Source organism: Emticicia sp., from assembly GCF_049241225.1.
Lineage (GTDB): Bacteria > Bacteroidota > Bacteroidia > Cytophagales > Spirosomataceae > Emticicia.
The window spans coordinates 26,365-50,900 of record NZ_JBMLRC010000430.1 but is presented as its reverse complement, the minus strand read 5'-3'; the positions used below and the strand labels follow the sequence as shown (position 1 = coordinate 50,900).

General features: G+C 38.2%; 25 protein-coding genes. 12 read left to right on the top strand and 13 right to left on the bottom strand.

Annotation, left to right across the window (positions count from 1 at the left end; translation table 11 throughout):
- The first annotated feature begins 342 nt into the window (after positions 1 to 342).
- Together ACOVO2_RS22375 and ACOVO2_RS22370 are read left to right on the top strand one after the other, a co-directional pair.
- Positions 343 to 1,701, top strand: coding sequence for a sodium:solute symporter (locus ACOVO2_RS22375; protein ID WP_421772104.1), 1,359 nt, complete (start codon positions 343 to 345; stop codon positions 1,699 to 1,701).
- Positions 1,685 to 2,512 (top strand): metallophosphoesterase family protein, encoded by an 828-nt coding sequence (locus tag ACOVO2_RS22370; RefSeq protein ID WP_421772103.1) that lies wholly within the window; start codon positions 1,685 to 1,687, stop codon positions 2,510 to 2,512. Before ACOVO2_RS22375 ends, ACOVO2_RS22370 begins: the two co-directional genes overlap by 17 nt.
- A gap of 24 nt (positions 2,513 to 2,536) precedes the next feature.
- On the opposite strand, the gene ACOVO2_RS22365 is transcribed toward ACOVO2_RS22370, so the two are convergent.
- The gene (locus ACOVO2_RS22365; RefSeq protein ID WP_421772102.1) at positions 2,537 to 2,836 is read right to left on the bottom strand and encodes a helix-turn-helix domain-containing protein; all 300 of its coding nucleotides are present in this window, start codon (positions 2,834 to 2,836) and stop codon (positions 2,537 to 2,539) included.
- A 14-nt stretch (positions 2,837 to 2,850) separates the two neighbouring features.
- Positions 2,851 to 3,111, bottom strand: a complete 261-nt coding sequence (locus tag ACOVO2_RS22360; RefSeq protein ID WP_421772101.1) for a hypothetical protein — start codon at positions 3,109 to 3,111, stop codon at positions 2,851 to 2,853.
- A 197-nt stretch (positions 3,112 to 3,308) separates the two neighbouring features.
- On the opposite strand from ACOVO2_RS22360, the gene ACOVO2_RS22355 reads away from it, so the two are divergent.
- The 5 genes from ACOVO2_RS22355 to ACOVO2_RS22335 all read left to right on the top strand — a co-directional run bounded on the left by ACOVO2_RS22355 (position 3,309) and on the right by ACOVO2_RS22335 (position 7,018).
- Positions 3,309 to 3,836, top strand: a complete 528-nt coding sequence (locus ACOVO2_RS22355; protein WP_421772100.1) for a CvpA family protein — start codon at positions 3,309 to 3,311, stop codon at positions 3,834 to 3,836.
- A gap of 149 nt (positions 3,837 to 3,985) precedes the next feature.
- Complete coding sequence (locus ACOVO2_RS22350) at positions 3,986 to 4,501, top strand: RNA polymerase sigma factor (protein ID WP_421772099.1); 516 nt, start codon at positions 3,986 to 3,988, stop codon at positions 4,499 to 4,501.
- A gap of 53 nt (positions 4,502 to 4,554) precedes the next feature.
- On the top strand, positions 4,555 to 5,274 hold the full coding sequence (locus ACOVO2_RS22345; RefSeq protein WP_421772098.1) for a HEAT repeat domain-containing protein: 720 nt from the start codon (positions 4,555 to 4,557) through the stop codon (positions 5,272 to 5,274).
- Positions 5,275 to 5,296: 22 nt separating this feature from the next.
- Complete coding sequence (locus ACOVO2_RS22340; RefSeq protein ID WP_421772097.1) at positions 5,297 to 6,157, top strand: hypothetical protein; 861 nt, start codon at positions 5,297 to 5,299, stop codon at positions 6,155 to 6,157.
- Between the two features lie 36 nt (positions 6,158 to 6,193).
- On the top strand, positions 6,194 to 7,018 hold the full coding sequence (locus ACOVO2_RS22335) for a hypothetical protein (RefSeq protein ID WP_421772096.1): 825 nt from the start codon (positions 6,194 to 6,196) through the stop codon (positions 7,016 to 7,018).
- A gap of 58 nt (positions 7,019 to 7,076) precedes the next feature.
- On the opposite strand, the gene ACOVO2_RS22330 is transcribed toward ACOVO2_RS22335, so the two are convergent.
- Entirely contained in the window at positions 7,077 to 7,457 is a 381-nt protein-coding gene (locus ACOVO2_RS22330) for a DoxX family protein (RefSeq protein ID WP_421772095.1), read from the bottom strand.
- Positions 7,458 to 7,645: 188 nt separating this feature from the next.
- On the opposite strand from ACOVO2_RS22330, the gene ACOVO2_RS22325 reads away from it, so the two are divergent.
- Complete coding sequence (locus ACOVO2_RS22325; protein ID WP_421772094.1) at positions 7,646 to 8,119, top strand: flavin reductase family protein; 474 nt, start codon at positions 7,646 to 7,648, stop codon at positions 8,117 to 8,119.
- Positions 8,120 to 8,181: 62 nt separating this feature from the next.
- Here ACOVO2_RS22325 and ACOVO2_RS22320 read toward each other — a convergent pair whose 3' ends face one another.
- The 3 genes from ACOVO2_RS22320 to ACOVO2_RS22310 all read right to left on the bottom strand — a co-directional run bounded on the left by ACOVO2_RS22320 (position 8,182) and on the right by ACOVO2_RS22310 (position 13,176).
- Positions 8,182 to 9,054, bottom strand: a complete 873-nt coding sequence (locus tag ACOVO2_RS22320) for a hypothetical protein (protein ID WP_421772093.1) — start codon at positions 9,052 to 9,054, stop codon at positions 8,182 to 8,184.
- A gap of 40 nt (positions 9,055 to 9,094) precedes the next feature.
- Complete coding sequence (locus ACOVO2_RS22315; RefSeq protein ID WP_421772092.1) at positions 9,095 to 12,322, bottom strand: NPCBM/NEW2 domain-containing protein; 3,228 nt, start codon at positions 12,320 to 12,322, stop codon at positions 9,095 to 9,097.
- Between the two features lie 71 nt (positions 12,323 to 12,393).
- On the bottom strand, positions 12,394 to 13,176 hold the full coding sequence (locus ACOVO2_RS22310; protein ID WP_421772091.1) for an enoyl-CoA hydratase/isomerase family protein: 783 nt from the start codon (positions 13,174 to 13,176) through the stop codon (positions 12,394 to 12,396).
- A gap of 191 nt (positions 13,177 to 13,367) precedes the next feature.
- Here ACOVO2_RS22310 and ACOVO2_RS22305 point away from each other — a divergent pair, with 191 nt between their 5' ends.
- Genes ACOVO2_RS22305 through ACOVO2_RS22290 form a run of 4 tightly spaced genes read left to right on the top strand, consistent with a single transcriptional unit; the run spans position 13,368 to position 17,273 of the window.
- The gene (locus tag ACOVO2_RS22305; RefSeq protein WP_421772090.1) at positions 13,368 to 15,413 is read left to right on the top strand and encodes a KUP/HAK/KT family potassium transporter; all 2,046 of its coding nucleotides are present in this window, start codon (positions 13,368 to 13,370) and stop codon (positions 15,411 to 15,413) included.
- Between the two features lie 38 nt (positions 15,414 to 15,451).
- A complete protein-coding gene (locus ACOVO2_RS22300; RefSeq protein ID WP_421772089.1) occupies positions 15,452 to 15,955 on the top strand; it encodes a DUF6932 family protein in 504 nt (167 codons plus the stop codon).
- Positions 15,936 to 16,154 carry a hypothetical protein gene (locus ACOVO2_RS22295; RefSeq protein ID WP_188766628.1) on the top strand — a complete coding sequence of 73 codons (219 nt, stop codon included), beginning with the start codon at positions 15,936 to 15,938 and terminating at the stop codon, positions 16,152 to 16,154. Before ACOVO2_RS22300 ends, ACOVO2_RS22295 begins: the two co-directional genes overlap by 20 nt.
- A gap of 54 nt (positions 16,155 to 16,208) precedes the next feature.
- Positions 16,209 to 17,273, top strand: coding sequence for an NAD-dependent epimerase/dehydratase family protein (locus ACOVO2_RS22290; RefSeq protein WP_421772088.1), 1,065 nt, complete (start codon positions 16,209 to 16,211; stop codon positions 17,271 to 17,273).
- A gap of 262 nt (positions 17,274 to 17,535) precedes the next feature.
- On the opposite strand, the gene ACOVO2_RS22285 is transcribed toward ACOVO2_RS22290, so the two are convergent.
- From ACOVO2_RS22285 to ACOVO2_RS22255, 7 genes are all read right to left on the bottom strand, one after another.
- Positions 17,536 to 19,893, bottom strand: a complete 2,358-nt coding sequence (locus ACOVO2_RS22285; protein ID WP_421772087.1) for a prolyl oligopeptidase family serine peptidase — start codon at positions 19,891 to 19,893, stop codon at positions 17,536 to 17,538.
- A 48-nt stretch (positions 19,894 to 19,941) separates the two neighbouring features.
- Positions 19,942 to 20,370 carry a hypothetical protein gene (locus ACOVO2_RS22280; RefSeq protein WP_421772086.1) on the bottom strand — a complete coding sequence of 143 codons (429 nt, stop codon included), beginning with the start codon at positions 20,368 to 20,370 and terminating at the stop codon, positions 19,942 to 19,944.
- A 163-nt stretch (positions 20,371 to 20,533) separates the two neighbouring features.
- Complete coding sequence (locus ACOVO2_RS22275; protein WP_421772085.1) at positions 20,534 to 21,163, bottom strand: LON peptidase substrate-binding domain-containing protein; 630 nt, start codon at positions 21,161 to 21,163, stop codon at positions 20,534 to 20,536.
- A gap of 91 nt (positions 21,164 to 21,254) precedes the next feature.
- Positions 21,255 to 21,773, bottom strand: coding sequence for a gliding motility lipoprotein GldH (locus ACOVO2_RS22270; RefSeq protein ID WP_421772084.1), 519 nt, complete (start codon positions 21,771 to 21,773; stop codon positions 21,255 to 21,257).
- Between the two features lie 84 nt (positions 21,774 to 21,857).
- On the bottom strand, positions 21,858 to 23,783 hold the full coding sequence (locus ACOVO2_RS22265) for a PSP1 domain-containing protein (protein ID WP_421772083.1): 1,926 nt from the start codon (positions 23,781 to 23,783) through the stop codon (positions 21,858 to 21,860).
- 56 nt (positions 23,784 to 23,839) lie between these two features.
- A complete protein-coding gene (locus ACOVO2_RS22260) occupies positions 23,840 to 24,166 on the bottom strand; it encodes a type II toxin-antitoxin system RelE/ParE family toxin (RefSeq protein WP_421772082.1) in 327 nt (108 codons plus the stop codon).
- Positions 24,163 to 24,405, bottom strand: coding sequence for a hypothetical protein (locus ACOVO2_RS22255; protein WP_421772081.1), 243 nt, complete (start codon positions 24,403 to 24,405; stop codon positions 24,163 to 24,165). Before ACOVO2_RS22255 ends, ACOVO2_RS22260 begins: the two co-directional genes overlap by 4 nt.
- Between the last annotated feature and the right edge of the window lie 131 nt (positions 24,406 to 24,536).

The following is a 24,536-nucleotide window of genomic DNA, read 5'->3' as shown; positions in this document are numbered from 1 at the left end:
CTGTTCGTATGCCTTACCCAACCACCGAAGATGCCCTAAACAACGCAAACTTCAAAGCAGCAGCCGAGAAAACTAATAAAAACAGCATCAATTCACCAGTTTGGTGGGATAATTGAGAATAGTCCACAGTCAATGGTCGGCAAGTCCACAGCGAGTTAATTGTCTATTCACTTATGTGTTAAAAAATCCCGAAGGGATGATATTATTATAGTAAAAGAAGTAGTTGCAAATATTTGGAATCCCGAAGGGATGAAATAATTATATAATGTCGCTTCGGCGGTCTATAATTTTTTCGCCCCTTCGAGATTCGGTTTTCAAAGCACACCGTTAAATATAAACCTTATGAGTACACTTACGTGGCAATGGATAATCTTGATAGCGGTCAACGTCGTGCTGTTTTGGGTATCTCCGTGGTCGAATAAAGTCAATGATTTTTTTAGAGGAAGCCACAACGACACGCCACCGAGTGCCTTTTTGCTCACGAGTAGTTTGGTTATCTGTTGGTTATTTGCCAAATCCATTACCAATGCCGCCGATTTAGGCTATCAGTTTGGTATCGTTGGTGGAGTAGCCTACGCTGGTTATTACTTGTCTTTTTTGGTAGCGGGCGTTATCATTTACCGAATGCGAACCAAAGGAAACTACAAAAGCATTCATCATTTTTTACAAACCAAATACGGTAAAGGGGCCATCATTCTTTTCACGATTCTGATAGGTTTTCGATTGCTCAACGAAATTTGGTCGAATACCATGATTGTCGGAAGTTATTTTGGCGAAAAAGGCAGTACGCCCTATTTCGCTTCACTGACGGTTTTTACTTTACTCACGCTCGCCTATACACTTAAAGGCGGAATGCGAACTTCCATCATTACTGACCTTATTCAAATGGCATTTTTTGTGCTGTTGATGGTTATAATTTTAGGAATTATTATTCCAGAAACCGATGGTGGCGTAAAAACATTTGTGCAAAGTGGAGAATGGTCGATGGCTCAAGGAGTTAACCTACTTTTGGTGGCATTGATTCAAGTTTTAAGTTATCCTTTTCATGACCCAATTCTTACCGACCGAGGTTTTATTTCGAGTCCGAAAACTACGCTCAAATCCTATCTTTGGGCAACGGTTATCGGGGCAAGTTGTATCATATTGTTTAGTTTTGTAGGAATTTTTGCTAAAATGAGAGGTTTAGAAGCTCCCGCAACCATTGGCGTAGCCAAGTTTTTCGGCACGATTTTGCTTTTGGTTATGAATACTATCATGCTCACATCGGCGGCAGCTACTATTGATTCTACGTTTACCTCAACCGCCAAATTGGTACATATAGATTTACTTAATGAAAAAGGCATTAGTGTTTCAAAAGCTCGCCTAACTATGATTGCGATTGCGGTTTTTGGTACAATTCCGATTTTCTTTAATCCCGAAATTTTGTCGGCAACCACCATCAGTGGCACAATGGTAATGGGTTTAGCCCCTATATTTGTATTTTGGAATTTGGACGCCCCAAAAATATCTTACTTTGCCTCAGTGATATTGGGCGTGGTGTTTGGATTTTGGTTAGTTTTTTATCCAGTACCAACGTTTATGCTTTTATCAGAAGGCAAATATGCTGATTTACTGAGCATCAATCTCTTTGGTACGATTGCTTGTTTTGTTGTTTTTTTATTACCGATTTTATTCAAGAAAAAAATTGAGTCAACTAACTAAAAATATTGGTCGATTAAGCGGAAAAGTTTTGGTTTTTGGCGGAGTTTATTCCAATTACCAATCTTTGGAAGAACTATATCGAATTGCCGAAGCCGAAGGAATAAAACCCAGCAATATTATTTCTACTGGCGATATTGTGGGCTATTGTGCAGCCCCAAGTGAATGTTTGGATTTTATAGAAGATTGGAAAATCCACGGGATTCAAGGGAATGTCGAGCAGAATCTTATCAACGGAACGGACGACTGCGGTTGCAATTTTGAAGAAGGAAGTCGTTGTGATATTTTCTCGAAACAATGGTTTCCGTATGCAATGGTGCGAATGACCGAACGAAATATGGCTTTTTTGGAGCAATTGCCTGAGAAAATCAGTTTTGAATATGCCGATAAAAAAATTGATGTTATTCACGGTTCTTACGATAATATCTCTGAATTTATCTTTAAATCAACTGATTGGGCAATAAAAAAACATAATTTCGACCAAACAGATGCTGACGTGATTTTAGCAGGCCATTGTGGACTGCCTTTCGCCGATGTGCAAGATGGAAAATATTGGCTCAATGCAGGTGTAATTGGAATGCCTGCCAATGATGGTACAGCAAGAGTTTGGTATTTGATTTTGGACGATGCCGATGGACAGTTTTCATATCAATTTCACAACTATGAATACGAATCTTTTGAAGCAAATCAGCTCATGCTCGAAAATGGTTTGCCATTTTCATATTCCGAAACGCTACTGACTGGCATTTGGGATAATAACGAAATTTTGCCCGACGAAGAAACCGCTCTTGAAGGTATTCCGATTGAATTTTGAGGCGATTCATCAAAATCGCCTTTTTTATGCCTTTTCTGAGTAGAGTTCATCTACAATTCCTTGCATAGCTCGCTTGATTTCTCTTACAAAACGCTTATTGTCAGGATTTTGTATATTTTCTTCTTGCATTGCTTTGAAGAATAAAATATAAGTAGGCACATCTAAAGCCTCACTCAATTGCTCCATAGTTTCAAGACTGGGGTCTTGTTTTTCGGACTCAATTTGAGATAAATATGAATTAGAAATACCTGTTTTTTGAGCAAGTTCTGACTGGCTATAACCTTTTTCAAGTCTTGCTTCTTTGATTACTTTTCCGATGTGCATGATACACTTTTGGTTTATGCCAAGAACTCCATCATTCTAACAATCTTGTAAAGCCAACTGGCAACTTCACCCGATTTTTTCATAAGTTCTTTATAACTCTTTCCCTCTTCTTTAGCGATGGACTCTTTGGCTTTTTCAATATTTTTTAAAACTTCCAACAACTTTTTTCTATCTTCTTTCGACAGTTTTTTGCTGAGTAACTGACTTCTAACGTCTAACTCTGTTCCCAATAACTGCTTGATGATAGCCAAATAATACTTTTCGGAATTTCCCATTTTTTGAAATCTTTAGGTTTTTTTTTCATTTTTTACAATTATATTAATGAGTGGCAAATGGAATGCACAAATATCAAACTAATTTCACTAAAAACAAAATATTTTCATAAATAATGAAATAAATTTATCCTTTAATAAAATATTTGTGTTTTGTAAGACACTTTTAAATCTCTTATCTTTGTTCAAATTTTACAGAAATGAACGTGCTTGACCTTATTTTTATCCTTCCACTACTTTATGGAGCTTACCGTGGCTACCAAAAAGGACTTTTTATCGAAATCATCGGAGTTGCTGCTTTCATTGTTGCTATCGTTATTGGCTTTAAGTTTTTGGGCTTCGGAATGAACATGATTGCTCCAGTCATTGGCGAAAGTTTGGCCAATCGTTTTTTACCTTATTTGAGTTTTACAGTTATATTTTTCCCGACAATTTTCTTAATAAATAAAATGGGCTGGATGCTCCGCCGTGCTTTGCGTTTCACTATTTTAGGTACGATTGATGGCTTTGCAGGAGCTTTGGTAGGAGTTTTTACGTGGCTTTTTGGAATCAGTACATTTTTGTGGTTGATGTCGAGCATTGATATTAATCTTCCCGAAAAACTCACAAAAGAATCTTTGACTTACCCAGTCATGAAAAAAGTTGCTCCGACCGTTATCTCTAAAGTCTCAGATTGGATTCCGACTGGTGGCAATATGATTAAGGAATGGACAAAAGACAAAGCATGATATTTGTCGTTTTGTTTCACGCTGTTCGCTCTTCCAAAAAAAATCTTCGATTTTACTGTAACCTTTATTTCTTCACGCAGTTTCCACATTCAAATAACCAAAACATATAACATTCTCAGCGTTTGGAAGCACTGACCGACAATCATTTAATGCTCAAAGTTAAAGCGGGCGATTTAGACAAGATGGGACTGCTCTTTGAGCGTTATCATCGAGCATTGTTTGCTTTTCTTTATCATTCAACTGGTCAGGCGGCACAAAGCGAAGACATGGTTCAGACGGTTTTCTATCGAATGTTAAAATACCGCCACACTTTTACCGAAACTGGCGAATACCGTACTTGGATGTATCATCTGGCCAGAAATGTTTTGATTGACACCGCCAAAAAAAACCAACGAATGGTTTATCAGGCAGATGTAACGGCCATGAGCGAAAAAATAATTTCAGAACCAGCGGCCGATATTCAACTCGAAAAAAAACAAGAGTCCGAAAACCTCCACGCGGCTTTGGCAAAGTTGAATCCAGAGTACCGAGAAGTATTAGTCTTGAGTCGTTTTCAAGAATTATCTTACCAAGAAATTGCCGATATTCTCGGCACTTCCGAAGGAAATATCAAGGTTCGAGTACACCGAGCTATGAAAGAATTAAAGAGTATTTATTTAAAATAAAAAAGATTCCTTATCCCCTCTCCAATTGGAGAGGGGCAAGGGGTGAGGTTAATATGGAAAATGAATTTGATGAAATAGAAAAGCAACTTTGGGAACAGCTGGGCAAATTACCAACACCCGACCCAAGCCAAGCTATGAAACCTCGTTTTCATGCCATGCTTGATACTTATAAAGCCGAAGTTGAAGAAAAAAAAGCAAACAGTTTTAATCTATTTTTTGCTAAAATAAAAGAAGTATTTGTTTACAGACCTTCTTACAATTGGGCTTATGCAATGGTGCTGATAGTAATGAGCGGAGCAATCGGATATTTTGTCGGAACACCTAACAATCAATCAGTTGCCGACCAAAACGATGTAAAACAGTTATCGTCAGAAGTGCAAGAAATGAAAGAAATGATGATGCTTTCGATGCTCGAAAACCCAACCGCCACCGAACGCCTCAAAGCCGTAAGTTATACACAAGAACTCAACAAAGTTGATGATAAAGTAATTGATGCTTTGCTCACAACACTCAACTCCGACCCTAACGAAAACGTACGACTCGTTACGCTCGAAGCCTTGATTCAATTGGGCAATAACCCAAAAGTCCGTGAGGGATTGGTACAGTCGCTTATGAAACAAGACTCACCGCTTGTGCAGGTAGCTTTGGCCGATGCCATGGTGAAATTGCAAGAAAAACGCTCAGTAAAACAATTTAAGCAATTACTTCAAAAAGAAAACCTCAATAAAGCCGTAAAAGGAAAGATTGAGAAAACGATTCAAGTACTTTCGTAGAACACCAAACAAACACAAAATTATGAAAAAACTAATTATTCCGATTTTGTCGGGGGTGGTATTGTCATGCACAAACGCTCCCGCACAAGACAACAAATTTACCGAAACCATCAAAAAAGAGTTTGTGGTTTCGCCCAACAGTGTGCTGGCTGTTTATAACATTGATGGCTTCATAAAAGTCGAAGGTTATGACGGAAACAAGGTTTTGATAGAAATTGATAAAACAATTTCGGGCAAAACCAACGAGATTGTAGAAGAAGGGAAACGAGAATTTAAACTCGAATTTGAGCAAAAAGCCGATAGCATCATTGCTTATATCATCGAACCGTGGGACTCTCGACCGAATCGCAATCAAGAAAAATGGAGAAAGAATGACCAACGTAAAATCCAGTATCATTGTAATCTAAATTTTACGATAAAAGTACCTAAAACAATGAATTTGGCAGTTTCGACAATAAACAATGGCGATATTTTGGTAACGGACGTATCAGGCTTTATGAAAGTAAACAACATCAATGGCAAAATAACGGTAAAAAATGCCCAAAAAGCCAACGAGATTCATACAATCAACGGTGATGTAAACATCAATTATACTGTTTTGCCGCCCGATAACGCCAATTATTATACGCTCAACGGTAACTTGACCGTAATTTACCCAAATAATCTTTCGGCAGATTGTTCGTTCAAAAGTTTCAACGGTGATTTTTACACCGACTTTGAAGACATAGAAAAACTTCCTGCTCGTGTCACGAAAACCATCAGCGAAACCGACAAAGGCACAACGCACAAACTCAGCAAAGGAAGCTTGATTAGAATTGGGTCAGGTGGAAAAAACCTAAAATTTGAAACTTTCAACGGCAATATTTATATAAAAAAATCATAGAACAATGCTCCGAATTGTTCGTAAATACTCAATAAAATGCAGACAAACAAAATAATAACCGCAACAATAGCACTAATTATAGGCCTCTCATTCTGTGCCCAAGGCCAAGAGCGTGAGCAACTCACAGTTCCAGTTTCTGACCCCTCAAAAGAAATAAAGCTGAATGTTAACCTTATTTCTGGCTCAATTAAAGTAATGGGTTATGATGGAAAAGATGTTGTGATTGATGCCATTGCCCCTGTTTCAGAAAAAAAACAAACTCGTGAGCGTACCGACGGCATGAAGAAAATTTCGACTAACGATGGTTTTGAAATAGTAGCTCGCGAACAAAACAACAATATCAACGTAAGCACCGACCGAGTGAATATGAAAATAAATCTCAGCATCAAAGTGCCCCGTAGATCGTCGCTTAAACTCAAAACTATCAACGATGGCGATATTTATGTAGAAAGTGTATCTGGAAACCACGAAATTTCAAACATTAATGGAGAAATCAAGATGAAAAATGTAGCGGGTTCGGTTGTGGCTAATACAATCAATGAAGATATCATTATTAACTTCACCGATATTACACCCAATACTCCGATGGCATTTACTACCTTAAATGGTAATGTTGATGTAACTTTTCCGGCAAATGTAAAGGCAAACGTAAAACTCAAATCAGATATGGGCGAAGTGCTTACCGATTTTGATATTGATGTTGATAAAACAGCCGCCAAAATAAAGCAAACTGCCGATAAAGAAAAAGGTCTCTACAAAATCCAAAAAGATGAATGGACGTACGGTAAAATCAATGGTGGCGGCCCCGAAATTATGATGAAAACCATGCACGGAAATGTGCTTATTAGAAAAGTAAAATAAAAAAAATCCCCCAGACGAAATTCGGCTGGGGGCATACGTTTCAGTTTAGGGTAGGAAATCAATTTTTTTCGACGGGTTGAGTGCTGGCATACACCAAAGCACCACCCGCAATTGCAATGTCTTTCAATAAACTCATCATTGACATCTGCCCACTATCACCGCCAGCCATTACGCCAGGCAAATGAATAGCCAAAACAAATACTAACAATAAAATAGCAAGTAAAGCAGCCGCAAGACGAGCTTTCTTCTGCATAATAATTGCTACTGCGGCAGCAATAAGGGCTACTCCCGTAAGGTATACCCAAATAACACCACCTGGAATCGGCACCATTTTGGCCATTCCTTCAGCTCCTAAGAAATGAAAAATACCAAAAATTGCCATTGGTACAGCCAGCAGAAAACGGCCGATTTTTGTAAGCGGCGAAATTACAGCTTCCATAATAGTAGGTAAGGTTTAGGTTAGGTTGAAACAAATTTCGTTGTAATATTAAATTTTTTATTAGATAAATGCAAATTTTTATACAAAAATTTAGTCATTCAAGGATACTTTTACCCAACCCATAAAATTCGTATAAACATTATAAGCCACAAGCGGTTTATAATTTCTATAAATTCTACTATCAAATCATGCCCAAATCATTATTAAAGTACAAAAACTACGATGTCCATTCAATCTCGACAGTCTTCGAGGATAAAATAAATGCCAATATTGCCACTTGGGTGATGCAAGTAGCAATGGGTGGAAAAATGCTCTGTGTAGCTCTCTATAAAGTTGATTACACGATTGAGTTAGTTAGGGCTTCGGGAATTCTGAATATCAATTTATTGGCTCAAGAACAAACCAATCTGATAGCCAAACTTGGCCGAAAAAGTGGTAAAAGTTCTAATAAATTCAAAAATCTGAAATTTGATTTGGATGAAAGGGGCTGCCCGTTTCTGACCGAAGCCATCGGATATGTTCAATGCAAAGTTTTACACTCAACCGATGGAGGCGACCACGAACTCTTTGTTTGTGAAGTACTTAAACAAGTGGTTTTACACCCTGCAAAAGAAGTACTGACCAATAATTATTTGAGAGAAAACGGGTACGTACGAGGATAAAAAAATTACGCCATTGTAGATTTCTCCCCAATGGCGTAATCATAGCTTCGCTAATCTCTTTATTATTTACAGTCATACAAATACGTAGCACTTCCTTCATATTTTTCGTTTCCGTCAACCTGTAAATAAGTCATCTTTGATGGCATATTTTCTTTAGTATATTCGTATTTGTAGGTTGTTGTTACAGCTCCACCCGTAAATACTCCAGTTACTTTATCAGTAAGAATATTATTGGCATTGATATAATACGTCAGATTCTCGCCAAATAATAATCCAATTATAATAAATGGAATATTAGCTTTTGAAAGAACGGCATTTGAATAAACACTTGGTTTGGTATCGAACGTGAGATTTTCTAATATTGTCTCTTTTTTGCCATCTGCACTTGCGAGAATTTTTTTCAAATTATTTTTATCATATTCAAAAATAAAGTCAATGTTTCCGTCTTCTTTATTGATGGCTGTTACCTGTGTTACTTGCCCACTCGCGTTGGTAGTAAGTATATACTCGCTAATAGTAATAAAGATTTGAGTATTCTTAGCTGAATACTTTATACTACTCATATTGCCCTTTGCATCATATGAATAATTAAATGTTTCAACCGCCACTCCATCAACCATTGTTAGTTTGGTTATTCGGTTATTAGCATCATACTCATATGTCGAAATAACTCCATCTTGATTTAGAGAAGTGAGTAAATTTTTAGTATTATAGGTAAAAGTATTTTTGTATTTTTCACTGTTTTCGGTTTCTACAATTTCTTTTACAAAGCATTTTGTGGCCGACGAGTTAGACCCAGAATTGCTTCCAGTTGAGCCTCCGCTAGTACCGTTTGTTGAGCCATTACTTTTAATGATGAGCTCATCTTCTTTACATGATTGAAGAGTAATTAAGGTAAAAGTGAATAATGACAGCAGCGAGAAAAGTTTTTTCATTACAGTATTTGAGTTTAGAATACAAAATTACTAAAAAACTTTAATTATCACATCCTTGAATTGTTGCCTTAAAAACGCTCCCTGCATTTACACTAAAACCCGGTAATAACTCAATATTACTAGCGGCTTGATAATTAACTTTCGATGAATTAGATAATACATTAGTGGCCGTAATTGAATTAGCGGCTTTTATTGTCAAGTTTTTATTGCTAAAATTATCAGCAGTATTCAAACTAATTGCCGTAGCACACGGAGTATACGTAACGGCGATTGATTTACTGGCAGCCCTATTGTTGGCTTGGTCTTTAGCCTGTATGCTTACAACGTAAGTTCCAGCATTCATTGATGGCAATGTATAAATGGCATCATTCGTGCTATCAATAACTACTCCATTCACTAAAATTTCATATATCAGTCCCGAACTACTATTATCGGTGGACGGATTCCAAGATAATAAATAATTATTTGAAACAGTAGCATTTACATTCAAATTTACCGGATTTGTTGGTGCAATGGCATCAGCATTTGCTCCAGAAGATAGAAGTTTGGCATCGGCCCAATCGCCATGGTCGCAATAATTATCGTCACCTGCCATATCTGTAACTAACTTTAGCTGACTTGCATTACTAATATCAATATTTAAATCAATCGTTGGAGATGTAGTACTCATTACCGAACTCGTATACTCTATATTATTATCTTTATAAACTTTAAAAACAATACTACCGCACGCTCCATCTGGTATTTCATCATCGATACCTATTTTTGCTCTAAAGGTAGTGTATTGATTAGGTATAAGATTATAGATAATCTCTGCATTAGTATGAGTTCCAAGTCCTTTGGTATAAGTTACACCATTCAATGTCAACACCCTTCCGTCGCCAGCGGCATCTTCGCCATTGCTACGATCAATCTCGATTGGCCCAAATCCATTGTTTGCATAAGCAGGCTGCAAGTCAGAAAGGTAGACTTGTGTATTTTCGCCAGTTGTCAACTTTGCTACAAAGCTAAGTTTTGAGCTTGGCGTTGAATTATTTCCTAAATCGATGGCTTTCACATAACATTCGAAAGCCTGATTTAAAATGCTTGTCTGAGAAATATACTGATAAGTAAGTGTTTGTGCACTAACCGTATCTGTTGATACACCATTGATAAATATCTCATATGCACTAATACCAACATTATCGGTAGCACTATCCCACGATAATTGAAAACCATTATTATTGATATTTGACATCTTCACGAGTGGTTCATCAGGTGGAGTTGTATCAGTAGGATTACAGTTAGGATAAATATCTTTTGTGTAAGTTACCCAAAGGCCGTAAGAGTCAGTGACTCGAAGTGTAACTCTATAAAAATACAAGTGTCCGTCGCAGGGGACAATTTCTAAACTGGTTTGGGCAGTTTGTCTCGTCACATCTAATGCGGGGTGCGAATGGTCGTCGTGGTGAAGTCTAACGGTCCATCGGTAAGTAAGCTGGCTACTACTTTCCTCATTATCAGATGTTTGTGCTGAAAGATATATAATATCGGAACCGTTGTTATTAAAAAAATTAATATTATCTACACTCGTAGAAATTATTGTAGGCGGTGTATTATTGATAGAAATAACGGTTGATGTGGTATCAGTAAGTCCACCTTCATCTGTAACGGTCAATTTGACTCGGAAAGCCTGTGGATTGGATGAACCATTATCAAATACATGAGTAGTATTGATTCCTGTACTTGTTTGCCCATCACCAAAATCCCACGAATACGTCAGTCCACTTGTGTTTTCATAATCTGTCGATGTTGAGGCATCAAATACCACACTCAGCGGAGAAGTACCATTTCTTACACTTGAACTAAATCTTGCTACCGGAGATACGTTTGTTCCTTCAGCGTAGAAAATTCTACGAACTTCTACTGCGTCTCCCTCATTAATACCTAACTTTACATAATAAATAGATTCATCAGCTGGATTATAAGCTAAAGATACAGCCCCCGAAGCCGAGGTATGTAAATCTCTGAACGAAACAGGGTTATGAGAATTATCGAAAGAAAAGCTTTTAATCCAACCAGGCGTAAAGTCAGCAAAAATATACGTATTTCGATACTCTTCAGGAAAAGCTGTTCCTGTGTACCAAACTCCACCAATCGAGCAAGTTCCTGTAAAATTTACCCCCGGGAATTCGCTTGAACCTACGGTATGAACCATGTCATGGATGATTACTTTTGCTGAAATATCTCCATTTACACCCGCATGAATCCATTCAACTGTTGGCTTTTTATAACTTGCCGGAATGTAGGTCGGGTTTTCCCAAACGGTTGGTTTGTCAATACCCTCATAAATAGGCCATCCAAAATTTTGGCCACCCATTGAAATTACATTCAGCTCTTCACGGTCATTCCAACCAACTTCGCCAACATATACTGCTCCCGGCAATCCAGAATTTGGCTTTACCGAAAGCCTAAATGGATTTCTGAAACCCAATGCCCAAACCCGCGATTGTGCCGAACGAGGTGCGTTAGTGTCAAAAAAAGGATTATCGGCGAAACCATCTCCATTTTCGGGGTTTATTCTGATAATTTTCCCATTCAATGAATTGATTATCTGACATCTATAAACTCTATCATCAACGTATTCAGCCTCTGAGATAATTCCATCTTCAAACGCTTGTCCATCATAATTTTCTTCAGCGTCGCCGAGTCCGCCATCGCCAATTCCCACAAACAATGAGCCGTCATTTCCGAAAGCCATACCGCCCCCAGCGTGGTTAGTTCCTGTAATTGGTACACCTGATGACTTTGTTTCTCCTAAAAGTACTAATCTTGACCCATAATCAACAGTGGTTGGACTCTGTGGTGTAGGTGTTGTATATCTGGTTACACGAGCGATGGTTGCTCCTTTAACAGGCGGATTGTTGGGGTCATAATCTTGAGTACCGTGGTAAAATAAATAGTGTCTGTCAACTACATAAAAAAGATATACATGACCATTATTAATAAAATTAGGGTCTAAAGCAAAGCCCAAAATACCATAGTCTCCATAGGTAGCAACCTCTTCGGAAATATCAATAAAAAGAGTTTTTACGTTGTTTTCTACGACATATACCTTACCTTCTTTTTCCCAAACATACATTTTGCCATTCGCATCGAAAGTAAGACCGGTCGGATTCTGCCAATTACCCGAGTGTACTTGGTCAACAAATCCATTAGGCACCTGGGCGTTGGCTTCGAAAACTGAAATCGTAAATAGAACTAAAATAAAAAGTATGAGTCTATTCATAATAGGAGGTAATATTCTTTGATTAGATATAGTTGTATGACGAAAGTTTAAAATGATACGTTGCTTTTATATTATTTACCTTTGAAACTAGGACTTCTTTTCTGTAAAAAAGCCATTACGCCTTCAGCAAAATCGTGTGTTTTCCCTAAAGCTTCTTGGTTTTGAGCTTCATATTCGAGAATTTCCTCTATTGAGCTACTAAAAGTTTGATTCAAAACTTTTTTCATCAAACCAATCGACTTTGTTGGGGCTTTTTTGTAATATTCTACAACTTCTGCGATGGTCTCATCTAAATTTTCGTAAGCCACTGCTTTAGTTACTAAACCTAAAGTTAGGGCTTCTTCCATAAATACTTTCCGCCCTGTGCTGCATAATTCAAATGCTCTTTGCATACCCACAATTCTCGGCAGAAAATACATCGACCCAGCATCAGGCATTAGGCCGATTCCTACAAAAAGCTCGCTCATGTAAGCATCTTTATTAGCAACAATCATATCACAGGCCAATGCAAGTGACATACCCGCTCCTGCTGCTATACCGTTCATTCGACAAACGACTGGTTTTTCAGCATTCCTGATGGCAAGAATCATTGGGTTATAGTTTTCTCGAAGCGAGTCGCCTAATGAAGTAAGACCTCCGTCCATTCCAGCTTTCAAATCTGCCCCCGAACAAAACGCTTTGTCGCCAACTCCTGTAATCACAATGACTCGTACGGAATCATCGTTAGTCGTAGACTCAATAGCTTTTGTTATTTCTCTAATAAGAGCCGTACTTAGAGCGTTATAAACTTGCGGGCGATTGAGAGTAATAGTAGCAACGCCATCAGAATTTTCAAAGATTATGTTCTCGTACATGATTGAAAGTCAGTTATTTGGTTTTGTTGTAAATTGTAGTTTTTGAAGTATTATCTAAGAGATACGAAAGATATACATACAAAGTTGGGAAGGAAAGTTCCTTATTAAAACATTTTTATTTAAAATTTATTTGAATTGCTCATGAAACTCTATATTTGTAGACATTTTTCGCGAATAATAAATAAACTGAAGTGAGTCAACTTGGAAATGAAAATGGTAATGGGCATAACCACCATCATCTAGATAAAGTATCTGCCGCTGGATTATTAATTGCTCTTGGAATTGTTTTCGGTGATATTGGCACATCTCCTCTTTATGTTTTAAAAGCAATCGCTGGAAATGAAATCATTAGTGAAGAAATCATTTTTGGGGCTTTGTCTTGTGTTTTCTGGACACTGACTCTTCAAACAACCGCAAAGTATGTAATACTAATTTTAAGGGCAGACAATCGCGGAGAAGGAGGAATTTTTGCCCTCTATACCCTTGTCCGACGTCACGCTCGCTGGCTCACAATTCCTGCTATTATCGGTGGTAGCACCATGATTGCCGACAGTATCATTACACCTCCTATTTCGGTATCCTCGGCGGTTGAAGGGCTAATCATTCTTTACCCCAATATCAAGGTTGTTCCGATTGTCATTACAATTATCTCAGGCTTATTTTTCGTACAGATTTTAGGAACAAATGTAGTGGGAAAAGCATTTGGGCCAATCATGACAGTCTGGTTTTTGATGCTTGGTACTTTTGGAGCAATCAACGTTTTGCAAGATTTTTCGGTTTTTAAGGCTATCAATCCTTATTATGCCTACCAGCTATTAGCACATCATCCAGGCGGTTTCTTTTTGTTGGGTTCGGTGTTTTTGTGTACTACTGGAGCCGAAGCTCTTTATTCTGATATGGGCCATGTAGGCCGTGGGAATATCCGTATTAGTTGGATTCTCGTAAAGGTTTGTTTGCTTCTCAATTATTTCGGTCAAGGAGTTTATGTAATGAGCCTAAACGGACAAAAACTAGGCTCTCGCAATCCTTTCTACGATATTATGCCACAGTGGTTCTTGCCAATTGGTATCGTAATTGCAGCAATGGCCACGATCATTGCCAGCCAAGCGATGCTCACTGGTGTATTTACTCTTATTTCTGAAGCTATTCGCTTGAACTTTTGGCCTAAAATCAAAATCAATTTCCCTTCTGACCAAAAAGGACAAATCTACATTCCGAGTGTAAATATCATGCTATACATTGGTTGTATTGGTGTAATTACTTATTTCAGCCGAGTAGCCGATGAAATGACGATTAAAGAAGGACACAAAGTACTGGTTTCGACAGCAATGGAAGCCGCTTACGGCTTAGCCATCGTACTGACGATGCTCATGAACACTTTCTTGTTTAGTTATTATCTCTACGCAAAAAAATCAAGGTTTGCTTGGGTAGTTATTTATTTTTGTATTTTCTTTTTCATCGAATGTTGTTTCTTGATTGCCAACCTCCAAAAATTCATGCACGGCGGTTGGGTTTCAATGCTTATTGCGGTTGTGATGATTGGCATTATGTATATCTGGCTAAGTGCCTCAAAAATTAAAGCAAGATTGACCGAATATGAGAAACTTAGTAAATATACGGAATCTCTAAAAGAGCTTAGTAATGACATTACGGTACCAAAATATGCCACACATTTGGTATTTTTGAGCAATGCGGGTCGTGCTTCCGAAATCGAGAATAAAATTATTTACTCAATTTTTCAGAAACGCCCCAAACGGGCCGATGTCTATTGGTTTGTACACATTGATACCGTCGATGACCCTTACACAATGGAGTATAAAGTAATGTCAATTGCCGACCATGATGTCTATAAAGTAAATTTCCGTTTAGGTTTCCGAGTACCAAACAAGATAAATCTGTATTTCAGGAAAGTATTGGAAGACATGGTAAAAAATGGTGAAGTTGATATTCGCAGCCGTTATGAATCACTGAATCGCCATAATGTAATCGGCGATTTTAGATTTGTCGTTCTCGAAAAATTCTTGTCTTATGATAACCAGCTTTCATTCTACGAAAATCTTATCATGAAAGCTTATTTCTTTATCAAGGGTTTTACGCCTTCGGAAGATAAATGGTTTGGGCTTGATAGTAGTGCCGTAAAAGTTGAAAAAGTTCCGTTGGTGATTCGCCCAACCGAAAACATCAACCTCAAACGCATTCCGTGGACGGTCAATGGAAATTCTAATGGTGGACATTGATTGAAGATTAAATTTAGTTAATCATAAAAAATTGTCTAATGAAAATACAATTTGATGAACGAAATAATCTTTCTCGAACCGAGGATAAAATATTTAACTTGGAATTTCTGAAACAAAATTTCGTTAATCAATTTCAAGAAAGCCAAACAAGGGCATTAATTTATGAAGGCTTAGTGAAGTTTTTAACGAACTTTTATAACTTTACTAAAACTTCTTTTGAAATTTGGATAGATGGCAGCTTTGTTACAAAAAAAGTCAACCCCAATGATATTGATATTGTTTTGATTATAGATGCTCATATTCTAAAACAGAAAGGAGCGGAAATTGAGAATTTATTCAAGTCAAAAGAAGCAAAATTAAGTTATAAAGTTGATGCTTATACCATTGCTGAATATGATATTGACAGTCCACAATATCCACTTTTTCAGATAGAAAAAGCTTATTGGGCAAACTGGTTTGGCTATACTCGAAGAAATCGCCAAGGAAAACGTTTTCCAAAAGGTTTCATAAAATTAACTTTCAATGGATATGAATATCAATGATGATAAATTAGCTCGAATAACTGACCTTTTGGAACAAATCCAAGAGACTGAGTCTATTATTCTATCTCATAAAAAACTCAACGGAATTCAAACTCAGATAGACCAATACGAAACTATTCGCGAAAACTTAGTGAATGAGCTTTCTGAACTAATGAATGAATTTCACTTCAAAATACAGTATCAAAAAGAGGCTGCATAGTCTTATAAACCAATAAAATTTAAGAATTTTCCCCTTCAGGAAAACCAATAGTTTATGAAAATACTCATCACAGGCGGAGCAGGATTTGTGGGTTCGGCCTTAGCACTTTCGTTGAAAGCAAATTATCCATCTTACGAAATTTATTGTCTCGATAATCTTCGTCGTAAAGGTTCAGAATTAAACGTATCTCGCCTCGGTAAAGCGGGCATCACATTCGTACACGGAGATATTCGTAGCAAAGAAGATTTCGATGCTCTCCCAATTGTTGACACCGTAATTGAGGCTTCGGCCGAACCTTCGGTTTTGGCAGGAATCAATGGCGGAACGCCCGATTATTTGATTAATACCAATCTTTTCGGAACGGTTAATTGCTTAAATTATGCCGTAAAATGCAACGCAAAGTTCATTTTCCTTTCTACGAGCCGAGTCTATCCAATCAAAACCATCGAAACCTTAGATTTTGAAGAAAAAGAAACTCGTTTTGTATTGACTGATAATCAGCCAGTTAGAGGGGTTTCATCGAAAGGAATTGCCGAAGATTTTCCTTTGGATGGCGTTCGTTCGCTTTACGGAACAACCAAACTGGCTTCTGAATTAATCATTCAAGAATATAACGAATTTTATAAACTTCCGACCGTTATCAACCGTTGTGGCGTGCTTACTGGCCCGTGGCAAATGGGCAAAGTTGACCAAGGCGTAATGGTACTTTGGATTGCCAAACACTTCTTTGAGCAGCAACTTGCCTACATCGGTTATGGTGGCGAAGGAAAACAAACCCGTGATATTCTGCACGTGGCCGACCTTTATCGCTTGATAGACTGGCAATTACACAATTTTGATAAAGTAAACGGTGAAATTCTGAATGCGGGTGGTGGCGTTGATGTAAGTGTTTCGTTGCAAGAATTGACCGAAATTTGCCAACGAGTAACAGGCAAAACGATTCCGATTAATAAAGTTAAAGAAAATCGCCCTGCGGATATTCGTTTGTACGTAACCGATAACTCAAAAGTAACTGCCCTAACGGGTTGGAAACCAGAAATTGGTGTAGAAGAAATCGTGAAAGATATTACGCAATGGTTATCAGATAATCGTGCTGATTTAGAGCCGATTTTGAAATAAACATAGTTTCCGCGGCACGCTGTGCGTGGCATGGATAGTGGTTTCGACCACAAGTATTGAAAAAACGAGTCACTTCTAATTGTATTAGAAAAATCATTCATTGCCGTCTGCTTTAGCTGACGGGTACTTTTAGATAAACAAATTTGACTTTAGTCTCAATAGAGAGTTTGACTAAAGTCAAATTTGTTTTTTGCTTTTATCCGTCAGCTAAAGCAGACGGCAATGAATAAAATTTTAATGACCCATGTTTCTTTTGAATAAATCACTTCAACTTCTCCTCAAATAACTTCAAAATACGCTTGTATTCATCCATCCAAGAAGTTGGTTCTACAAAGCCGTGGTCTTCCATTGGATAGCTGGCCATTTCCCAGTTTTCTTTTTTCAATTCAATAAGACGTTGCACCAAACGATACGAATCTTGAATATGCACATTGACATCAACCATGCCGTGGCAAATCAATAAATGCCCTTTCAAACCCGCTGCGTGGTAAATCGGTGAACTTTTGCGATAAGCCAAACTATCGGTTTGGGGCTCGTTCAAGATATTTGCTGTGTAGCCGTGATTATACGCTGCCCAGTCGGTCACAGGGCGAAGTGCCGCACCTGCCGCAAAAACATCTGGCGTTGTAAACATGGCCATCAAAGTAATAAAACCGCCATAAGAGCCACCATAAATACCGATTTTCTTAGGGTCGATGCCGTATTTTGACACCAACAATTTTGCTCCATCAACATTATCTTCCAAATCTTTTCCACCCATAAAACGATAGATTCCTGTGCGGTGGTCACGACCGTAGCCCGCACTTGCACGGTAATCAATATCCAAAACTGTATAGCCTTTATCGACCAATAAATTATGAAACATATACTCTCTCGAATACTGGCTCCACCATTTATGAGCATTTTGTAAATAGCCTGCTCCATGTACGAAAATCACTGCCTTTTTATTTTTCAATTTGGCAGTTGGTTCATAAATTCTGGCAAAAACCTCTACGCCATCACGAGCTGTAAACGAAATTACTTTTGCATCTTTCCATGCGTAAGCCTTAAATTCATCGGTCAAAGAGTTAGTCAACTGCTCGGCTTTGGCATTTGGTTTATTTTCCTGCAAAAACAACTCCCACGGCTTATTAATGTACGAATAACGAATCGCCAATGTTGATTCATCGGGCGAAAGCGTTACATCATTTGCCCCAACCATGCTTGTCAATTTTACTCTTTCTCCACCTTCGACCGACATTTTATAGAAATGCTGTTCGCCTGGATGAACCTCGTTGGTAGTCAGATAAAACGATTTTTTATCTCTTGAAAGTTGAGCTTGTTGCACCTCAAATTTACCTTTCGTAAGTTGTTTTTTCTCGCCCGTTACTAAGTTTACGGTGTAAAGATGCGAGTATCCATCGGCTTCAGATTGAAAATAAAGCGTTTGAGAATCGACCCAGCCTAAACCTCCGCCACCGAAATTAAAGCCAATTCCTGGGCCAGCAACCCATGCTTCATCGTGCTGACGGTCGAGTAATTTTAATTTACCCGTTGCTGGGTCGAGTTGCATAATCCAACGGTCTTTGTTATCAACCGAACGAATATTTACAACCGCATACGAGCCATCAGGCGACCAAATCGGGCCTAAAATTATCACTTTACGAGCCGTTGGTTTCTTTTTGGTTGTATCTTTCTTAGCATAATCTTTCAAGAATTCTGGTTGGTCCATAATTCCTGGAATATCCTTCGTAATTACTTGATAAACAGTATCTTTCTTTATATCATAAACGAAGTTTTCGTAAGTAGCCAAAGGTGAACCGACCTTTGTACGAGCAGCAATATCTTCCGTAAAACCCGATTCGGTTACATAACTTGGAACAATCGTAGTTTTGGCATTTTTGGGTTGCACCGAAAGTCTATAAGTAATGTATCTTAAATCGGGGCTGATTTGTGGTTGCTCCAACGTTTTATCTTCTGTATAAATCTCTTTCGGGCGTTTGGCTTGGTCGAGTTTAGCCAGTTTATCGGCTTCGTCTTTCTTTTCTTTGCGTTCTTTCAAGACATCAAACATGGCTAATTGGTCGGCTTTTAGCCATTTTTCTTCATCGTTGGCAGGTTTTGCTTCTGCTCTTTTGCTACCCGTCAAGAAATTGGATAATTGCGTAACCGAACCATCTTCTAAACTCATGCTAAATAAGTTATTACTTCTTCCGAAAATAATCTTGGTTTCATCTCCACTAAAATACGGATTCGATTCACGCTCAATGGTGTTGGTTAATTGCTTGATTTTTAAGGTTTTAGTGTAAAGCAAATAAAGTTCGCCTTGCTTTTCATAAACCTTCATGGAGCGGCTCGGGCTGTAAGTACCCGATTGAGCAGGTAAAGCTCGGCGTTCTTTGGGCGTAACTTTTACAGGTGTACGGTCGGGTAAAACAAATTTATAGAGCGAATCACCTTTGTTTTTATCGGGATTCCACGAAAAATAGAGTGTTTTGCCATCTTCCGACCAAAAAATATTACTTGGTGAGGTGCCAATCCATTTCGATTGGTCTTGCATGATTTTTTCGACCGTAAGGGCTTGGCCGAAAGCGATTTGAACAACGAATTGAATAACAATCAGTAGAGATAATTTTCTCATTTTTGATGAATTAGGGTTGATGAATGCCTTAGAAAGCAGTAAATATAATCAACCAATTCCAAAAATTCTTTGATTGATTAGCTGTTTTTCTACACCTACAAAGAAATCAGGTAAAAGAGCATAACAAGGCAAGAGTGGCGTAAGAAAAACAGGCGGGCGTCCGTCTTTAAAAGTTAGTTTTATGTACCCTTGGGTGAGTTTATTCGTAGAAATGTGATGTTCCAAAACTTGAATATCATCAAAAGAAAACGATGTAGAATGCTCACCAACAATAATAATTCTCCGACTGATTGGGTCGAAAGTATACTCTTTTCGACCATTTTGCTGCCAATAATGATATTTTATTCGAAAATATAAAAACGGTATAAGCAGAGAGGAAATAGATATAAAAGCTACCAAAAATTTAGCAATTAAATCATCTTTGATACTGAAACTTATTGAAAAAATAGCAATAGCTAAGCAAATCAAAACCAACATAAGAACGTCAGTTAATGAAAAAAATTTGGCACGATAAGTTCGAGGAGTTTTCAATATAGAATTTTCTCCATGTAAGTCAAGCGAACGTCGATGTAATGAAAAAATACCTGTAAAAAAATACAGAAATAGTATTCCAAATAAAACGAGTACGGCAATCATTTTCCTAAAAATTCAAAGGGTCGAGTTCTTTAAAGTGGCCATTCATAGCAATTCGCTCTTTGGTTCGTTCGACTTCCGTCACCACTGGGATAATTCGTTCGAGATGGTCAATCAAAATTTCTTGTCTGACTTTTTCGCTGGAAGTTGTCAGAATCTCATATTCTTCTTGCATCGAAATACCAATTTTATGAGCAATTCGGTAGCTAAAAGGCATATATTCTGGCTTTTCATAATCAACTTTTACTTTCAAAAGTCTATACAATTTTTCGACCAAACTTAGCAAATACGGGTTTACTAATTCGCTCAAATCTTCGTTTTCTACAAAAACCACATCGCCACCAGCATATAATTTATCCTTGGCGGGATTCTGAAAATCGACGATTCTGAAAATGCGTAAGCCTTTGGTTTTGATGTCCATTCGGCCATCGCCGTAGCGTTTAGAGAGCTGTTTTACTTCTACTTCTGTGCCATAGCCGAGTAATTTGCTATTCACAAAAGAAGGTATTCCGAAAGTTTTTTTTTCGTCGATACACTCGTTAATTAATTGACGGTAACGAGGTTCGAATATATGTAGATTGAGGTCTTCGTGCGGAAAGACCACCAAATTTAGCGGGAAAAGAGGTAAGAAATTCATTTTTTTAGTTCTTAGTTTTTACTGGATTACTGAGTTATTTGATTTAAAACTTTATAACTCAGGTTTCAAACTTCAAACTTCAAATAGTAGATTATTGTTTTGGCGGTAGTGGTTTTTCAACGCTTACACCAACCGACATCACATACGGGAGTGGGTCTTGACGCATATACTGCTTCAATTTGATAGTGTATTTTCCTTTTTTGGGAAACATATAATTACGTGTAGAGAGCACTTTATGGTCCCAAATATCGCCCAATCCTTCGCCCAATGGCTTTCCTGTTTTTGGGTCGAAAAGCGTCACTTCTTCAAGACGATTGCTGATTTGCTTGCCATCTGGCCCGTAGATATAGCGAGTCACGTAAAGGTTATTGTAAGGATACTGCGAAGCATTACGAATCAAGAGATAGATATTGTAAGGCACGGTTTCGTCTTTGACTTCAAACGTAAACGAAGGAATGTTTTTTACGTACCAATTGGTATCTTTCAAATCTTCGTAAGATTTAAAAATGGCATTACTATCGCACGATAAAACCCACACCGAAAGCACGAGCATGGAGCTAATAGTCAATGATTTTTTTAAGAATTTCACCAATTTTTGTTTATTATTCATCTATCTAATCTAATTTTTCGGCTGTACATATTTTGAAACGGACGTGATACACATTTTATGTTTATCACGTCCGTTTTTATTTAATTATTGCTGCTCAGTGTTTGGCTTATTGGGCGGAGTTGGATTTGGTTTCTCCCCGCCTTGCTTATTCTGAGGGTTATTGTTTGGCCCACCACCTTTTTTGTGCTGAGGATGCTGCGGTTTCCCTTGGTTTCCTCCTTGGTTGTTCGGGCGATTTTGATTCGGCTGCGGGTTTGGTTTTCCTCCTTGCTGCGAAGGCTGAGGATTATTTGGTTGTTTTCCTCCTTGTGGTTGTCCACCCCCCTGCGGAGAGCCGCCCTGCGAGGGTCCGACCTGCGGATTTCCTTGTTTGTTAGGGTTTTGTCCGCCTTGTTGCTGTGGCCTTGGCTGCTGATTAGGTTGCTTTTGCTGGTTATTTGGTTGCCCGCCCTGCTGATTCGGATTTCCGCCTTGTTTATTATTAGGTTGATTCTTAGGCTGATTTCCTTGATTTTGCGGAGAGCCGCCCTGCTGTGGCTTTTGTCCACCCTGTTGAGGGCCACCCTGTTGCGGGCCACCCTGTTGAGGATTATTTGCTTGAACCGCATTATTACGATTCTGATTATTTGCTCCTTGTTGATTATTTTTTTGAGGATTATTCCCCTGTTTTTGCGGGGAGCCGCCCTGCGGAGCACCTCCCTGCTGATTACCTTGTGGTTTTCCACCCTGTGGTTGTCCACCTTTGTTTTGTGGCTGGTTATTATTTTTCGGAGCAACAGCTTCTTGCTTAGCAGCTTCTGGATTATTATTTCCACGATTTTGCTGCGGCTGATTCGGGCGATTTTGCTGATTTTTATTGCCCGAATTTTGCTGTGGCTTTTTGCCTTTATCAGTATATTTTTTATCCAGACGGTCTAAATCTGAGTTTCTTGGAGCGTTTTTATCAACAACTACCGAGTCAATCAAATTCAAGTCTTCCAATGAGTTTGGCAAAATACCTTTTTCATTCATCTTCATGATTTCTACCACTTGATGAATCGGTAATGAATGCCAGTTGATGTCATTGTTATAGCTAAACCACATGATACGACGGAAAATGTCGGTTTTTTGTAAAACGGCAATTCCCTTCTCTGTTTTGAGTGGTTTTTCTACGGTAGGAATGTCGCTTAAAGCATCGAGATAGGTCTCTAACTCATAGTTTAAGCAACATTTCAAACGCCCGCACTGACCGGAAAGTTTGGCAGGATTGAGCGAAAGATTCTGATAACGAGCCGCCGAAGTCGGAATCGCACGGAAATCGGTGAGCCATGTTGAACAACATAATTCACGACCACACGAGCCAATACCACCCACACGAGCTGCTTCTTGACGCAAACTGATTTGTTTCATTTCGACTCTGATTTTGAATTCAGAAGCCAAAAGTTTAATCATTTCACGAAAATCGACACGGTCGTCGGCTGAATAATAGAAGGTAGCTTTGGTATTATCGGACTGAAATTCTACGTCCGACATCTTCATTTGTAGCTTTAATTCTTTAGCAATCTCACGCACACGATACATCGTAGGCATATCACGTGCAATGGCTTGCTGGTGTTTTTCGAGGTCACGCTCGGTGCTAACTCGGAGAATTTTTCGGAGTTCGTCGTTGTCTTTGAGACCTTTCTTAATCATTTGCAGACGAACCAATTCGCCTTGCAACGAAACACTACCGATATGGTAGCCCGAAGCCATTTCGCAGACTACGAAATCGCCCGTGTAAAGGTCAAGATTATTGGCATTACGGAAATATTCTTTTCGTCCGCCTTTAAATTTTACTTCAACTACATCATAACGCATCGAGCGTGGTACGTCCATGTTAGACAACCAGTCGTAAGCGTTCATTTTATTGCATCCACCCGTCGAGCAGCCTCCAGAAGAGCATCCTGCTACGGTTTTATGATTCGATTTTTCGGTTTGGCCTATTGCTTTAACTGCTCCACAACCTCCCGATGAACATTGTCCACAGCCCATTTTTGTATGTATATATAGAATTCGACAAGTAATTTTACTCTGTCGATGTTGAAAACTTATTTCAGACCTGCCTCTTTCAATAAAAAATCAAGTTCTTGGTCTGAAATATCTTTTTGTTCAGACTTATCATACATTGATAGTACGTATATGATGTCATCAACAATTTTTACGCAAGTTATCGCTCTTGCTCCATAAGATTTTCCTACTCCTTTTGATGCTATCGCAACTCGTACCTTATAACAATTTTTACCAAGTGCATCACCTTGAAAAGGGTTTTGTTGTAGAGAAATAAGAAAATCACGAAAATCGTTTGCTACCGAACCGTATTTTTTACTCAGTTTACGAACTCTTTTCTTACATCTTTCAGTAATGACAATTTTCATTTTGATGAAATGGCTTCTTCTTTTTCTAACTCATCTAAGAATTCATAAGCATCTTGTAATTGAATCTTTCCTTGTAAATGTAATTCTACTTGTTCTAATGAATGTTTCAAATCATTTACAAATTCTTTTTGAGAAGGAGTAAGTTTTTCTTCCTTACGAACCTTTACGAAACGAATATTCCTTACTACTTCCATGAAAGAAGCGTATTTATCGTCTGGTATTTCTAAAGTTACTTGCATAGTCTCGTACAATAATATTCTAAAGGTTTGACAGGTTTCACGCCCATCTTACGATTCGAGATACTTCAATAAATCTTTCCCGATGTCGTTTCGGAAGTATTTTCCGTCAAATATAATCTTTTTTGCCATTG